The organism is Pseudomonas sp. MEJ086, from assembly GCF_030209025.1.
In the GTDB taxonomy this organism is placed as follows: Bacteria; Pseudomonadota; Gammaproteobacteria; order Pseudomonadales; family Pseudomonadaceae; genus Aquipseudomonas; species Aquipseudomonas fulva_A.
Window position 1 is genome coordinate 147301 of record NZ_JARVSV010000020.1, and the last position, 13611, is coordinate 160911.

At 60.3% G+C, this 13611-nt stretch carries 13 protein-coding genes and 1 pseudogene; 11 read left to right on the forward strand and 3 right to left on the reverse strand.

The annotated features are described in order from the left end of the window. The first annotated feature begins 65 nt into the window (after positions 1-65). The 3 genes from QRN22_RS13265 to QRN22_RS13275 all read left to right on the forward strand — a co-directional run bounded on the left by QRN22_RS13265 (position 66) and on the right by QRN22_RS13275 (position 1489). Positions 66-392: a hypothetical protein gene (locus QRN22_RS13265; protein WP_042552217.1), complete on the forward strand. Its 327-nt coding sequence runs from the start codon at positions 66-68 to the stop codon at positions 390-392. 128 nt (positions 393-520) lie between these two features. Next, positions 521-775, forward strand: a complete 255-nt coding sequence (locus QRN22_RS13270; protein WP_042552216.1) for a hypothetical protein — start codon at positions 521-523, stop codon at positions 773-775. Between the two features lie 57 nt (positions 776-832). Beyond that, positions 833-1489: a hypothetical protein gene (locus tag QRN22_RS13275; RefSeq protein ID WP_082045706.1), complete on the forward strand. Its 657-nt coding sequence runs from the start codon at positions 833-835 to the stop codon at positions 1487-1489. Between the two features lie 519 nt (positions 1490-2008). On the opposite strand, the gene QRN22_RS13280 is transcribed toward QRN22_RS13275, so the two are convergent. Next, the gene (locus QRN22_RS13280; RefSeq protein ID WP_042552215.1) at positions 2009-2389 is read right to left on the reverse strand and encodes a winged helix-turn-helix transcriptional regulator; all 381 of its coding nucleotides are present in this window, start codon (positions 2387-2389) and stop codon (positions 2009-2011) included. 85 nt (positions 2390-2474) lie between these two features. On the opposite strand from QRN22_RS13280, the gene QRN22_RS13285 reads away from it, so the two are divergent. From QRN22_RS13285 to QRN22_RS13305, 5 genes are all read left to right on the forward strand, one after another. After that, a complete protein-coding gene (locus tag QRN22_RS13285; RefSeq protein ID WP_042552214.1) occupies positions 2475-3536 on the forward strand; it encodes an SDR family oxidoreductase in 1062 nt (353 codons plus the stop codon). Between the two features lie 130 nt (positions 3537-3666). Next, a complete protein-coding gene (locus QRN22_RS13290; RefSeq protein WP_269432925.1) occupies positions 3667-3795 on the forward strand; it encodes a hypothetical protein in 129 nt (42 codons plus the stop codon). 130 nt (positions 3796-3925) lie between these two features. After that, the gene (locus QRN22_RS13295) at positions 3926-4054 is read left to right on the forward strand and encodes a hypothetical protein (RefSeq protein WP_269432924.1); all 129 of its coding nucleotides are present in this window, start codon (positions 3926-3928) and stop codon (positions 4052-4054) included. Positions 4055-4266: 212 nt separating this feature from the next. Next, positions 4267-4725, forward strand: a complete 459-nt coding sequence (locus QRN22_RS13300) for a GNAT family N-acetyltransferase (RefSeq protein ID WP_042552213.1) — start codon at positions 4267-4269, stop codon at positions 4723-4725. Positions 4726-5008: 283 nt separating this feature from the next. Beyond that, on the forward strand, positions 5009-6475 hold the full coding sequence (locus tag QRN22_RS13305) for an alanine/glycine:cation symporter family protein (RefSeq protein WP_042552212.1): 1467 nt from the start codon (positions 5009-5011) through the stop codon (positions 6473-6475). Between the two features lie 99 nt (positions 6476-6574). Here the strand turns inward: QRN22_RS13305 and QRN22_RS13310 are convergent, their stop codons facing one another. Together QRN22_RS13310 and QRN22_RS13315 are read right to left on the reverse strand one after the other, a co-directional pair. Continuing rightward, positions 6575-7201, reverse strand: coding sequence for a LysE family translocator (locus QRN22_RS13310; protein ID WP_042552211.1), 627 nt, complete (start codon positions 7199-7201; stop codon positions 6575-6577). 94 nt (positions 7202-7295) lie between these two features. Further along, positions 7296-9104: a sensor domain-containing phosphodiesterase gene (locus QRN22_RS13315; protein ID WP_042552210.1), complete on the reverse strand. Its 1809-nt coding sequence runs from the start codon at positions 9102-9104 to the stop codon at positions 7296-7298. Between the two features lie 263 nt (positions 9105-9367). Between QRN22_RS13315 and QRN22_RS13320 the strand changes: the two genes are divergently transcribed. The 3 genes and pseudogenes from QRN22_RS13320 to QRN22_RS13330 all read left to right on the forward strand — a co-directional run. After that, the gene (locus QRN22_RS13320; protein WP_042552209.1) at positions 9368-10153 is read left to right on the forward strand and encodes a substrate-binding periplasmic protein; all 786 of its coding nucleotides are present in this window, start codon (positions 9368-9370) and stop codon (positions 10151-10153) included. Between the two features lie 187 nt (positions 10154-10340). After that, positions 10341-12884 carry a PAS domain-containing protein gene (locus QRN22_RS13325; protein ID WP_042552208.1) on the forward strand — a complete coding sequence of 848 codons (2544 nt, stop codon included), beginning with the start codon at positions 10341-10343 and terminating at the stop codon, positions 12882-12884. A 534-nt stretch (positions 12885-13418) separates the two neighbouring features. Next, positions 13419-13580, forward strand: a pseudogene (locus QRN22_RS13330) (con-10 family general stress protein); the annotation flags it as partial. Between the last annotated feature and the right edge of the window lie 31 nt (positions 13581-13611).

The following is a 13611-nucleotide window of genomic DNA, read 5'->3' on the forward strand; positions in this document are numbered from 1 at the left end:
GCCAGGCATTCATAGCTTCAAATCATCACAGGGAAGGCAGACGTATGAAGAAATTGATTGCAGGGATGATCGCCGCCAGCGTTGCCGGCTGTGCTTCGTACTACCAACCGGCTCAGCCTGCACGGGTAATGTGGGAACCCACCAGGCAAGCCAAAACCGATGTCGATACGGCGCTCAAGCAGTGCGACTTCATCGATCAGATGAGTGCAGGTGTGCAAAAGATCCAGGAACAGGCCAAGTGCATGCGCGACCTGGGCTTCGAACCGGATTTTTCCAGCTACAGCTCATACAACTGCTATGGCAACGCCCCTGCCGGCTGCATCATTTACTGGCCGCAAGGTATGGTTCGACCGCAGCCCGTGAAAGCCAAGACAGCACCCACTGGAAACTGATCGTTGAGTGACTAAGCATTGGCCGCAGAGCGTCCAGATCAGGCACCAACGCTCGAGCGTGGGCGCCACCAGAATGGTTGGACGTGCCGGGCTCATCTTTGACGTACAGTTTGCTGGTAGGAGTCGACATGACCAAAACACCTGACGGCCCATTGTGCCTGGTTTTCATTCCCGCGTTAGTGACCGTTCTCCACGCGGCAGAAAAGCAAAAAGGTGCTCCGCTCACCGAGCAGGAAGTAATTGATATCCGCAACAATGCGACCTGCGTAAAACTCCCTTTCAGCGCCGCGCTAGATAGCGAGCAAAAAAGAGGCTATCCAGATATCGTCGCAGAGAATTGCTGGGAGGCATGGCAGTCGATGCGCACCCAGCTGTTCAGCTAAGGGCCTGTAAATACTATCAGCTCAACTCGCCCTATTAACCAAGACTTAGGCAAAGACATGAGCTACATTGACTCCATTAAGCATGAACTGGTCGGCTATATTAATGGCCTACCAATCTACCACCCGCTTGAGACCATTAAAGATGGTGCCTGGGGCGAATACGAATTTTCATGCTCACCCGAGAACTTAGTTATTGGCGGTGGTTCCGGCGAGCATCCGGCTTTGGTAGTTCATCACTTGGGCTCACTGGTCGCGAGGTACCTTCTACTATGCATTGAAAAGAACGTGGAGCACTTCAGTGATCGTATCCCAACGCCACCAGAGGAAACGGTAGATCGTCTGAGTGATATCGCCTTTGGCACCGGAGAGACTCTAGAGTTTTGCAATTGGTCAATGACACATATCCGAGACTTTGTAGACCTAGCAAAATCCCCACTGCACCAAACACCTTTACATGAGACACAAGATCCGGAAGAGTGGATAAAAGAGTCCATAGGAGAATTCGTATATTTCTCCCTTCCCGAGCTCAACCCACTTCATGCTGAAATGATTAGTTTACCAGGCATCAACGACGGGTTTCTTGGCTACTGGATGAAGAACGTGACGTGTCCACCGCCAAACTATATAAAAAGTAAAAAAGAGTCCATAAGAGGCGATGGATTCAAAGAGCATGGTTTTTTTCGGTGGGACTACAATTATCCACCAGAAACATAAGAGCCGCGCCACTCCCGAACTGGGGCAGCACATTATAGCTTTTATCCACTGAGCCCTATGGCGGACATTGATGAGGTTTTAGCAGCGGTGTAGGCCAGGGAAAGCGATGCCTTGCGCGAGGCACTGTCCAAAACAGATGTTACAGCACAAGTTCTGATGCCACTTTTACTAGAAGATTGGCTCGACCTACACGAGAGTACTGTTTTTGATCTTGGGCTTACCAGAGAGCCAAGTGCTGTAGAGGTCATCATCAAGGCAGCAAATGTACCGTTCCTACATTTGGAGGCTCTGTGATGTCAAGTGAGTGGACGAGGATTGCCACGATAGCTGCTCCTTTGCGGAGCGTGGGAGCTAGCAAAATTTGATCGTTCCCACGGGAGCGTAGGCGCCATCAGAATCACAGCCCCGTAGGAGCGTCGCCCTCGGCGCGAAACGATGGTGGGCACAGCCCGTTATCGGCGTTGCCACTACGATTCGCCCCGAGGTCGGGGCTCCTACAACTCGACCATTCCCTCGAAGTCAGCGCCTGCGCGATGACTGCCTGGGTTGCAGCGCATCGAGAGCCGGTGCGTTCTGTCGGGCCCAGTCGTAGATCAGTTCGATGGGCTCGACCAGCCGCTGGCCCAGTTCGGTGAGCGAGTAATCGACAGCCGGCGGCACGCTGTCGTACACCTGCCGGTTCACCAGCCCGCTGGTTTCCAGTTCACGCAGCGTCTGCACCAGCATTTTCTTCGAGATGCCGGGCAGACTGCGGTGCAGCACACCCGCACGGGCGCTGCCGCCGTGGCGGGCGTGCAAGGTGTGCAGGATCATGCTCGTCCACTTGGTGGAAAACAGTTCCAGCACACGCCGCGGCGCGCAGTCCTCGCGCCATTGTTCTTCGGGAGATCCGGTTTGCATCGGGGTGGTTACCTTTTGGTGCCGTCTTGGTTTGAGTCGTCAGCATCGCTATGGTGCCAAGGCTCTATCTTCGAAGGAATCTCTAATGACACATCACGCACTGGTCGTTGGCGCTAGCGGCATCGTTGGCAGCGCCACCTCCCGCCTGCTGGCCGATCAGGGTTGGCAGGTCACCGGTCTGGCCCGTAACCCCAAGGCCGCCGAGAACATCACCCCGCTGGCCGCCGACCTGCTCGACCCGGCCTCGCTGGCAAGCGCCCTCGAGGGGCTCAAGCCGAGCCATGTCTACCTGACCACCTGGGCACGCCAGGCCACCGAAGCGGAGAACATCCGCGTCAACTCGGCGATGATCCGCAACGTGCTCGACGCCCTGCGTGCAGCCGGCAGCGTCAAGCATGTCGCGCTGGTCACCGGGCTCAAGCACTACCTCGGCCCATTCGAAGCGTACGGCAAGGGCAGCCTGCCGCAGACGCCGTTCCGCGAGGAACAGGGCCGCCTTGATGTGGAGAATTTCTACTACGCCCAGGAAGATGAAGTGTTCGCCGCCGCCAAGCGCGATGGCTTCACCTGGAGCGTGCACCGCCCGCACACCATCACCGGTGTGGCAGTCGGCAACGCCATGAACATGGCGACCACCCTCGCCGTCTACGCCTCGGTCTGCCGTGAAACCGGTCGCCCGTTCCGCTTCCCCGGCTCGGCCGTGCAGTGGAACAGCCTGACCGACATGACCGACGCCCGCCAGCTGGCCAGGCAACTGCACTGGGCCTCGACCACCCCGGCAGCCGCCAACCAGGCCTTCAACATCGTCAACGGTGACGTGTTCCGCTGGAGCTGGATGTGGCAGCGCATCGCCGAGTGGTTCGGCATCGAAGCCGCCGCTTTCGAAGGCAAGCCTGCACCGCTGGAAGAACAGATGGCCGGTGATGCCGAGATCTGGCACACGCTTGCCGCCAAGCACGGCCTCGCCGAAGCGAAAATCGAGCGACTGATCTCGCCCTGGCACACCGACGCCGACCTTGGCCGGCCGATCGAAGTGGTCACCGACATGTCGAAAAGCCGCAAGCTGGGCTTCCTCGACTACCAGGCCAGCGACGACGCCTTCTTCGCCGTATTCGAGCACCTGCGCGACGCCAAGCTGATTCCTTAAGAACCTGTTGATTATCTTTGGGCTCTACCTGCGATAGTTCCCACGCTCTGCGTGGGAACTCAGTCTGTGGCGCTCCGCGCCACGATTTGCGAGCTCAGAGAACGATGCATGGACGCAGAGCGTCCCACCCATGCATTACCACGCAGAGCGTGGGAACGATCAAAAAAGCCGTAAGCTGGGCTTCCTCGATTATCAGGCCAGCGACGATGCCTTCTTCGCCGTATTCGAGCACCTGCGCGACGCCAAGCTGATTCCTTAAGAACCTGTTGATGGTCTTTGGGCTCTACCTGCGATAGTTCCCACGCTCTGCGTGGGAACTCAGTCTGTGGCGCTCCGCGCCACGATTTGCGAGCTCAGAGAACGATGCATGGACGCAGAGCGTCCCACCAATGCATTACCACGCAGAGCGTGGGAACGATCAAAAAAGCCGTAAGCTGGGCTTCCTCGATTATCAGGCCAGCGACGATGCCTCCTTCGCTGTATTCGAGCACCTGCGCGAAGCCAAGCTGATTCCCTGAGCCTGGATCTGCCGTCAGTTTGGGAGCCATCGACTGCACGAGGTAGCACTCGTCACGATGCAACCAACCTACCCAGTAGAGTGCGTACTACGCCGATACGACGCTATCATCCTGCCGATACCCGGACCACGGACGAACCAGCGCGGCAGACGGCCTGTCATGCCGTATTTCCCGAAGTCTCCCAAGCCACTATCAGCAGGCTGATCCAGAACATGATGCGCATACAGCAAGCGACCCCAAACGACGTACCGGCCCTGCTCCCCCTGGTGGCCAGCTACTGGGAGTTCGAGGGCATTACCGGCTTCGATCAGACCCGCGTCGCCATCCAGCTCACTCGCCTGCTATCCACCCCGGAGTTGGGGGCTGGCTGGATTGCACGGGTGGACGGTGCCGCAGTGGGTTATCTGCTCGCCGTTCAGGTATTCAGCCTCGAATACCTCGGGCTCACCGCAGAGATCGACGAATTCTTCGTGCTGTCATCACAGCGCGGAAGCGGAGTCGGGGCAGAGCTGCTGACCGTCGCCGAGTCCGAGTTCGCACGCCGGGGCTACACCAATATCGCGCTACAACTGTCACGGGATAACGAGCCCGCACGCAGGTTCTACCGCAGCCGAGGCTACGCCGACAGAGCGGGTTACGAGCTGCTCGACAAGGTGCTGGTTGCTCAGTAAAGCTCGATTGCAGGCAGAGGCCGCTTCGCCCCACTTTCGTAGGGTGGACAACGCGAAGCTTGTCCACCACCTCACCGCATAAAGCGCTCTCCACAGCGGATACGCCCCTCTCTCGCCGCTTCGTTTACCTGAACCATCGCGCCCTTCCCGGCCCTAAGCAGTACCGCTGCGGGTAAGGGAAAGGGGCTTATCGGCCTGCCGTCAGCGGCATCGGGTTTGGGAATTTGGGCGTATTGGCCTATCCTCGCGCCCTTTCGAATAAGACGACCAAAGGAAGACGCCTGTGTCTGCGTTGCTCGATGCCTTCTCCGGCCTGCTCTGGACTTACCTTGCCATTCCCATGCTGCTGCTCAGCGGCGTCTATCTGACTTACGTGTGTCGTGGCGTGCAGCTGCGGATGATCCCCGAGATGTTTCGGGTCATTCTCGAGCGTAACCACGGCGACAAGGAGGCGATCTCCTCCTTCAAGGCTTTCACCATTTCAGCCGCGTCGCGGGTCGGCACCGGCAATATCGCCGGGGTGGCCACGGCGATCGCCCTTGGTGGGCCGGGTGCGGTGTTCTGGATGTGGATGGTAGCCCTGGTAGGCGGCGCGACATCGTTCGTGGAGTCGACCCTGGGGCAGTTATACAAGTCGGACAAGCAGTACCGCTACCACGGTGGCCCGGCCTACTACATCCAGCGCGCGCTGGGCTGGCGCTGGCTGGCGGTGGTGTTTGCGGTGATGATCAGCATCACGTATGGGCTGGTGTTCAACTCGGTGCAGGCCAACTCCATCGTCGATGCCATGCAGACGTCGTTCGGCGGCGAAGGCGGCAGTCAGACGCTGGCCTGGGGCGTCGGTATCGCGCTCACGCTGCTCACCGGGGTGATCATCTTCGGCGGCGTGCAGACCATTTCCAAGGTCTCGGTGACCGTGGTGCCGGTGATGGCGGTGATGTACCTGGGCATCGGCCTGGTGGTGATCGTCCTCAACATCGGCGACGTGCCGGCCGTATTCGCCGATATCGTCGCCCACGCCTTCGGCTGGCGCGAGATTGCCGGTGGCGGCATCGGCGCGGCGATCATGATGGGCGTGCGCCGTGGCCTGTTCTCCAACGAAGCGGGCATGGGCTCGGTGCCCAATGCCAGCGCCACGGCATCGGTCTCGCACCCGGTCAAGCAGGGCCTGGTGCAGACCCTGGGCGTGTACTTCGACACCCTGGTCATCTGCACCATGACGGCGCTGATCATCCTCCTGGCCGATCCGGGCCATGCCTACGGTGATGCCGCCCTGGGTGCCAGCCTGACGCAATGGGCGCTGGCCGAGCAGCTCGGCAGCTGGGCGATTCATTACCTGACCTTCGCCATTCTGCTGTTCGCCTTCACCTCGGTGATCGGCAATTACTATTACGGCGAGTCGAACATCCAGTACATATTCGGCAGCAAGCTGTGCCTGAACCTGTTTCGCGTGCTGGTGATGGCCTTCGTACTGATCGGTTCGGTGGCGAAGGTGTCGGTGGTCTGGGCGATGGCCGATGTGTTCATGCCGTTGCTGGCACTGACCAACCTGGTCGCCATCGTACCGCTGGCCGGCATCGCTGCCCGTCTGCTCAGCCACTACAACGCACAGCGCCGCAAAGGTGTGGAGCCGGTGTTCCACCGCGACGACATGCCGGACCTGAAGAACGTCGAGTGCTGGGACGGCAGCGATCACATCAGTTGCGCCGAAACCTACAGCCAGCCTGCGGATAAAGCGCTGAAAAATTAGATGTTGCACCAAGCAGGCTGATCATTTGGCCTGGCAATAAAGAACGCCGACCTGAAAGGGTCGGCGTTCTGCTTTCCAGCCCACGTGAACGCGCGCTTGCTACGCCCGAACCGAGAGCAGGCGAACCCCAAGCCCGATAAACAGCGCCCCGCTCAAACGCTTGATCGCTGCGACCCAATACGCAGCACCGAGGCGTTTGCTGAAGCGAAACGCGGTGTAGCAGTAAACCGAATGCACGCTGACCACGACCGCGGCGATGGTCAGGTACATGACTGCGAATTGCACCGGCACGGAACGATCCGCCTGCAGAAACTGCGGCAGGAAGGCACAGAGAAAGATCATCGATTTGGGGTTGCTGACCCACACCAGAAACGCCTCGCCGGCGATGCGCCATTTCGCTACGGGGCTGTAGTGCGCGACCGTCAGCGCATGGGTGCCCGCACTGCGGCTGAGCAGTTGGCGTGCCCCCAGGTAGATCAGGTAGCCGGCACCGACGATCTTCAGGGCCAGAAACGCCGTGGGCATGGCAACCAGTAGCGCACCGACGCCCAGGGCAACGCCGGTAGTGACCAGCAATTGGGCCGTCAGGTTGCCGACCAGCGTCGCCCCCATGGCCGCCGGCCCATGGCGCAGCGCATTGCGCACCACCAGCAGCACGTTCGGCCCAGGCGTCAGCGTGGTGGCCAGATAGGCCAGGAAGAAGGTGAACCAGAGGTGCAGTGCCATGGCGGGAGCTCGTTATTGGGCGGCGCCTCTCGATGCTATCAGCTTGCACACCTGAAAACCCCACTCCCCTTGGGGGCAATCAAGGCCTCGCGCTTCAAATCACGATTCCCTGCTCGCTGACACGAACACCCGCTTTCGCATTCAGCCAGGCAACCAACGCCGGCGCTTCCAATGGGCGAGAGATAAAGTAGCCCTGGGCCTCCTGGCAACCCCACTCACGCAGGATCTGCAGCGTTTGCTCGGTTTCGATGCCTTCCGCGACCACCCGCTGATCCAGTTCCGTGGCCAGGCTGATCAGTGCGCGAACGATGTTCCAGTCCTTCTGACCGGGGCGCAGGTCATCCATGAACGAACGATCGAGCTTCACCGTGTCGGCCGGGATATCGCGCAGGTAGGACCAGTTGCTGTAGCCGCTGCCGAAGTCGTCGATGGCGATGTCCACACCAATCGCCTTGAGACGTTCGAGCTGCGAAATCACTACCGAGAGATCCCCGACCAGCGCGCTCTCGGTGAATTCCACTTCCAGGCAGGAACCGTTCAGTTCGTGGCGGGCCAGCAGACGGATAATCTCGTCGGCCAGGTGATCGTTATTGAGATCAGCAGCGGAGACATTGATGGCGACCTTGAGATCGAGACCGCTCTGGCGCCAGGTGATGATCTGCGTGATCGCCTGGTTGATGACCCAGAAACTGACAGCGTGGATCAGCACGGTCTTCTCGGCCAAGGGAATGAATTCGGCAGGGCCGATCTCGCCCAGCGTCGGATGCGTCCAGCGCAGCAACGCTTCGACGGACATGCAGGCGCCGCTATGCAGGTCGACACGCGGCTGGTACACCAGGCGCAGTTGGTCGTCGGCGCGCACCGCGTCGGCCAGGTCATTGAGCAAACGGGTACTGCGTTGCTGGGCGACATCCATCTGGTGGTCGTAGTAGGCCCAGCCACGGCCCGAAGTGCGCGCCTCGTCAGCCGCACAGACGATCAGACGCATCCAGTCAGCCGGCAGCTCGTCTGCACTGAGGCGCAGCACGCCCACGCCGATCTGCGGCAGCACCGGTAGGCCCTGGCAGTGAATGGGTTTGCTGAACGCGTCAACCAGTTGCCGGAACACGGCCTCGGCCTGCTCCTGCTGGCTGGCCGGCACGCTACAGGCAAAACGCAGCGCGCTGATCTTGTAGAGCTCCCAGCCGTGGGGCAGCAAGGCACGCAGGGTGTCCCTGACCGCCAGGGTGAAGTCGGTGAGGAAGCGGAAGCCCAGGGATTTGAGCATGTCGTTCAACTGCGCTGGCGAAACCAGCTCGATGGCCAGGGCCAACGGGCTATCGCCCTTGCTCAGCGCATCGGAGATGTCTTCATCCAGCTTGGCGTGGTTGAACAGCCCGGTGGCGCCATCGGTGAAAGCGGCTATACGCAATTCATTGAGACGACTCATGGCCAGGCGCCCCATTTGCTGCAGCATGGCCATGTCGCCCGCCGACATCGGCTGCCGCGGCTCGGTGTCGATCACGCACAGGTTGCCAAGGATGATGCCGTTATCCAGGGCCAGGGGTACGCCAGCGTAATAGCGAATGCCAGGATCGCCGGTGACCAGCGGATTGCAGCGAAAACGTGGGTCGAGCGTGGCGTCGCACACCTCGACGCTCTCACCGATCGCCACGCTGTAGGCGCAGAACGAATCGCTGCGCGGCGTTTCCTGCAGCTCGGTACCCACACGGGCGCGGAACCACTGACGCTTGCGGTCGAGAATGGTGATCAGCGAGATGGGCGTCTTGAAGTACATCGCCGCCATCTTCACCACTTCGTCGAGAAATGGGTCGGCGCTCTGTTCGAGGAGGCACGGATGCTCATCGAGCAGTGCCTGCCGGCTCAACTCATTCAACGGAAGGGGTGGGTTGGGCGCCAACATCGTTCTTTCTCTCACTTGTCGCTAAAAACGGGGCCGGGTTCCACGTGACACAGATGACACGGCAGATGATAACGAAATGACATCACCACGAGCAGAGAGTTGCCTCAAAGTTTCTGACCGTTTGGCGGTTAGGAACCATACGCATTGAGCCAACAAGGCATGATCCCTGCAGAATCACCGCATATCGCCGGCCAGTCGACATCAATCCGCCATGCTGCTGGTTTAAACTGGCGCCCTATCAACAGGGATGTCATGAGGTTTCCATGAGACGTTGCCGCGTGCTGCACAGCTACGCTCTGCTGATCGCGCTATGGTGCAGCGCGAGCTCGGCGCAAACCCTGCTGGGTGGCGGCGCACAGTGGCACCCTTACAGCTTTGAAGATGCCGATGGACAGGCCACCGGCATTGCCGTGGACATCGTTCGCAAGGTCATGAAGCAGAGCGGCTTGCAGGTCGAATTCGTGTTCTACCCCGCCAACCGTCTCAATCTGCTGCTCGACGAAGGCCACCTGGATCTCAATTACGCCGACTCACCACAGTGGAATTCGGCGAATGCCAGCGAACGCTTCGTGTATTCGCAGCCCTATCTGCACGTTCGCGAATACCTGTACTTCCTAAAAGACCACCCGGCGCGGCAATTGTCACTCGGTGAATTGCAGGGCCTGCGCATTGGCATCGTGCGGGGCTACACCTACCAGACTCTGGATGCTCCACTCAGAGACAAACGGCTGATGAAAGTGGAAACCTCACGCGAGCCTGCGTTGCTGGATCTGCTGATGCTTGGCCGGGTGGACGCCATTGCAGTGGTAGACGATGTATTCACCGACCTGCTCTCCGCGCGCCATCTCGAGCCTGGACGCTTCGCCCGCGGTGCCAAACTCAGCGAAGCACCCCTGGTGATCAAACTGCAAAGGCAGCACGCCGATCGACTACCTGAGCTCAATACCGCTCTGGAGGGGCTGGTCCGCAGCGGCGAAGTCGAACGCATTCGCCGCAGTTACCTGGTCAACCAGACCGCAAAACCCGCCAAGAAAAGCGCAGACCGATAGTGCCGTGACGCCGAGCGAGGCGCACCTCTCCAGCTCCCCGCAGACGAGCGCCAGGCGGCACTGACACGCCGGGGCGGCATGACGTCACAAACGTCAAAAACCAGTGGAACGTAAATAGCGCTTCACACCTCTTAAAGGCGAGGCCTGAAGCGCCTCGCCCCTCAATTACAGTGCTCGCCTTGATGATATGGATCAGTTGACCAAGACCGCACCCCGAGACAGCGCAATCGAGCGCTTCGACTTCCTGGCCAGCGGCGGGAAAATCGGCGAATTGCTGCAAAGCGGCAATGGCATGAACTCGCCACTCGGCTCTCCTGCCCAGTGGTCGCCGAGCCTCAAGACGCTCATGGCCACCGTACTTCCGGTAAAGGCGCAGATCGCATTGCTGTGGGGGCCCGACTACATCGCCCTGTACAACGATGCCTATGCCCCCACCATTGGCGACAAGCACCCGCGCGCACTGGGCCGGCCGGCCGTGGAAAGCTGGACAGAGCTGTGGGATGACCTCGAGCCTTTGCTGCACGGGGTGCGCGAAACCGGCGAAACCTTCGCAGCCAAGGACCGCCCCTTCTACATCGAGCGCCACGGCCGTGGCGAAACCGTCTATTTCGACGTGTCCTACTCGGCGGTGCGCGAGGCGGATGGTTCGGTCGGTGGCGTGCTGTGTATCGTCAGTGAGACCACCGAGCGCGTGCAGTTCGAGCGCCGCCAGACGTTTCTGCTCGAACTCGGGCAGGCGTTGCCGTCGATCAACGATCCCGACAGCGTGGAAGCACTCGTCCTGCGCAGGCTCACCGACGAACTGAAGGCTTCGCGGGTATCCTTCGCGCAAAATCAGGGTGATGGCACGACGTTCGCCGTCAAACAGCGCTACCCCACCCAGCACGATGGTGCCTCCGGCGGCGAGCATTACGAAGCATCGGAAATCGATCTTCTACGCTCGGGCCAGCCCCTGCTGCGCCCAGGCGATGAAAATCAGCAAGCTGCGCTGCACGTTCCAGTGGTGCTTCATCACGCGCTCGAAGCCGTACTGGTGATCGAGCACGAGTACGGCCACGGATGCACCGATCACGAAGCGCAACTGGCCGAAGAAACCGCAAAACTGGCCTGGGCCTGGATTACCCGCGCCCAGGCCGAAGCTGCATTGCGCGCCAGCTCGGCACAATTGTCGGCCATGTTCGACCAGGCCAGCGCGGGCATTGCCGTGTGCGACGACGCCTGGGCACTGGTTCGGGTCAATGACCGTTACTGCGAAATCGTCGGCCGCAGCCGCGAAGAATTGCTCGGCCAGGGTCTGTACGACCTCGGCCAGCCAGGTGAAACCTCACGCGTCGCGTCTGCCTGCGAGCGCAGCCTGCGGCGCGGGCAGCAGTTCGAGAGCACCCGTCCGCACAATCGTCCCGACGGCACGACCGTGTGGACACAGAACCACATCACACCGCTGCTGGACGAGCAGCGTCACGTCACCGGGACCATCTGCGTCTGTGTGGATATCAGTGAGCGCATGCGAGCCGAAGCGGAGCTGCGCGCCTTGAACGAGGGCCTGGAAGACCATGTAGCCGATATGGTTGCGCAACGTGAAGCGGCCATCGCACAGCTCCACGAAGCGCACAAGATGGAACTGGTCGGCCAGCTTACCGGCGGCTTCGCTCACGACTTCAACAACCTGCTGACGCCCATCATGGCGTCCCTGGAGCTGATTCGTCGTCGGGTGCCGGACGAGCGCGCCAGCAAACTGGTGGATGGCGCCCTGCAGGCAGCCGATCGTGCGCGCATTCTGGTGGAGCGGCTGCTTACCTTCGCGCGCCGACAAACGCTCAAGCCCCAGGCGGTCAGCCTAGCAACGGTGATCGGCGAAATGCGCGACCTGATCCAACGCTCGCTCGGACCGACTACCGAGGTGTGCATCGATATTCCTGCCGAGATGCCGACCGTCTTCATCGACCCGCATCAACTGGAACTGGCCATTCTCAACCTGACGGTCAATGCCCGCGACGCCATGCTCGACGGCGGCCGGCTGAAAATAACCGCCGAGCTCGACGCACTGGCCGACGGCACCGTGGAGAGCCTGAGTGCCGGCCAGTACGTGCATTTGCGGGTGGAAGACAGCGGCAGCGGGATGGACGAGGAAACCCTGCGCCGCTGCATCGAGCCCTTCTACTCCACCAAGGATGTCGGCAAGGGCACAGGCCTTGGCCTGCCCATGGTACAGGGCCTGCTCGTACAGTCAGGAGGCGGATTCGATATCGTCTCGCAGGTGGGCCAGGGCACGCGCGTGAGCCTGTGGTTGCCAATCGCCGATACACCGGCCACCCGCGACACCAGTTCGACCGAGGAAGACGCGCCAAGGGCGCCACGCCCCACCCACGTTCTGCTGGTGGATGACGAGAACCTGGTGCGCGACACCACCAGCCTGCACCTGCATGATCTCGGCTACGAGGTGACGGAGACCTGTTCGGCTGCCGCAGCGCTGAAACTGATCGAGGGCGGGTTGAAACCTGACGTGCTGGTGACCGATCACGTCATGGCGAACAAGACAGGCGCACAGCTCGCTCAGGAACTGAGACAGAGCATGCCTGACCTGCCTGTGTTGATCATCACCGGTTACGCCAGCCTGACTCCGACGCAGATCAGCGACTTCGAGGTGCTGGCCAAACCCTTCCGCCGTCGCGACATCGCCATCCGCCTGGCGCAGCTCGTCAATGCCAAAGGTGCCTCCCCCCCTGATTGATCGAACCTGACCGAAAACGGTATCGGCGCTTGCTGGCTTTGCGGACGGCCCATGCGCTGCAACCGCTGGACGGGCCTGCCCTTTCGCAACCTGACGCAAGGGCAGTGGGAGCGAGCGACTATTGGCACCCTGCCTGTCGTTTACTTACACCCGGGCGCATCCGAAACAGTGCACGACCACGCAAATAAGTTGGCGCTGTTTTTTTGTCCATCGAATAAAAAAGCTGTAAAAAACCAGACAAGAGTCTCAATACCGGCGTCAAAAAATCGAACTTTTCTACACCCGTATTTTTCCTCCATGAAAACAGTCTTCCCCGCGTGAAGAGGCACACTTCAAAGCCCCCTCCAGCGGGTTTAGTCAGTGCGGTAGAGCACTTAGCCGACTGCAAGAAGTCAATACTTCAGCACGACTATACCGTCCGTCTTATATAAAAGATTTCGCTAGAACGAAGCGCTGGAAAGTTGCTTAGTACACGGGAGGGCGAACCCCTCGTACACCCACTCATCAGGAGATACAAAAATGGCTAACAGCAATCCTGGAAACTTTGCCAATGACCGCGCCAAAGCGTCAGAGGCAGGCCGTAAGGGCGGTCAGCAAAGTGGCGGCAACTTTGCCAATGATCGTGAGAAGGCAGCGGAAGCAGGCCGCAAAGGTGGCCAGAACAGCCATGGCGGCGGTGGTAAACGCTCCTCCTAGTTGAGGGCGGCAACGGCCCACCACATGCGGG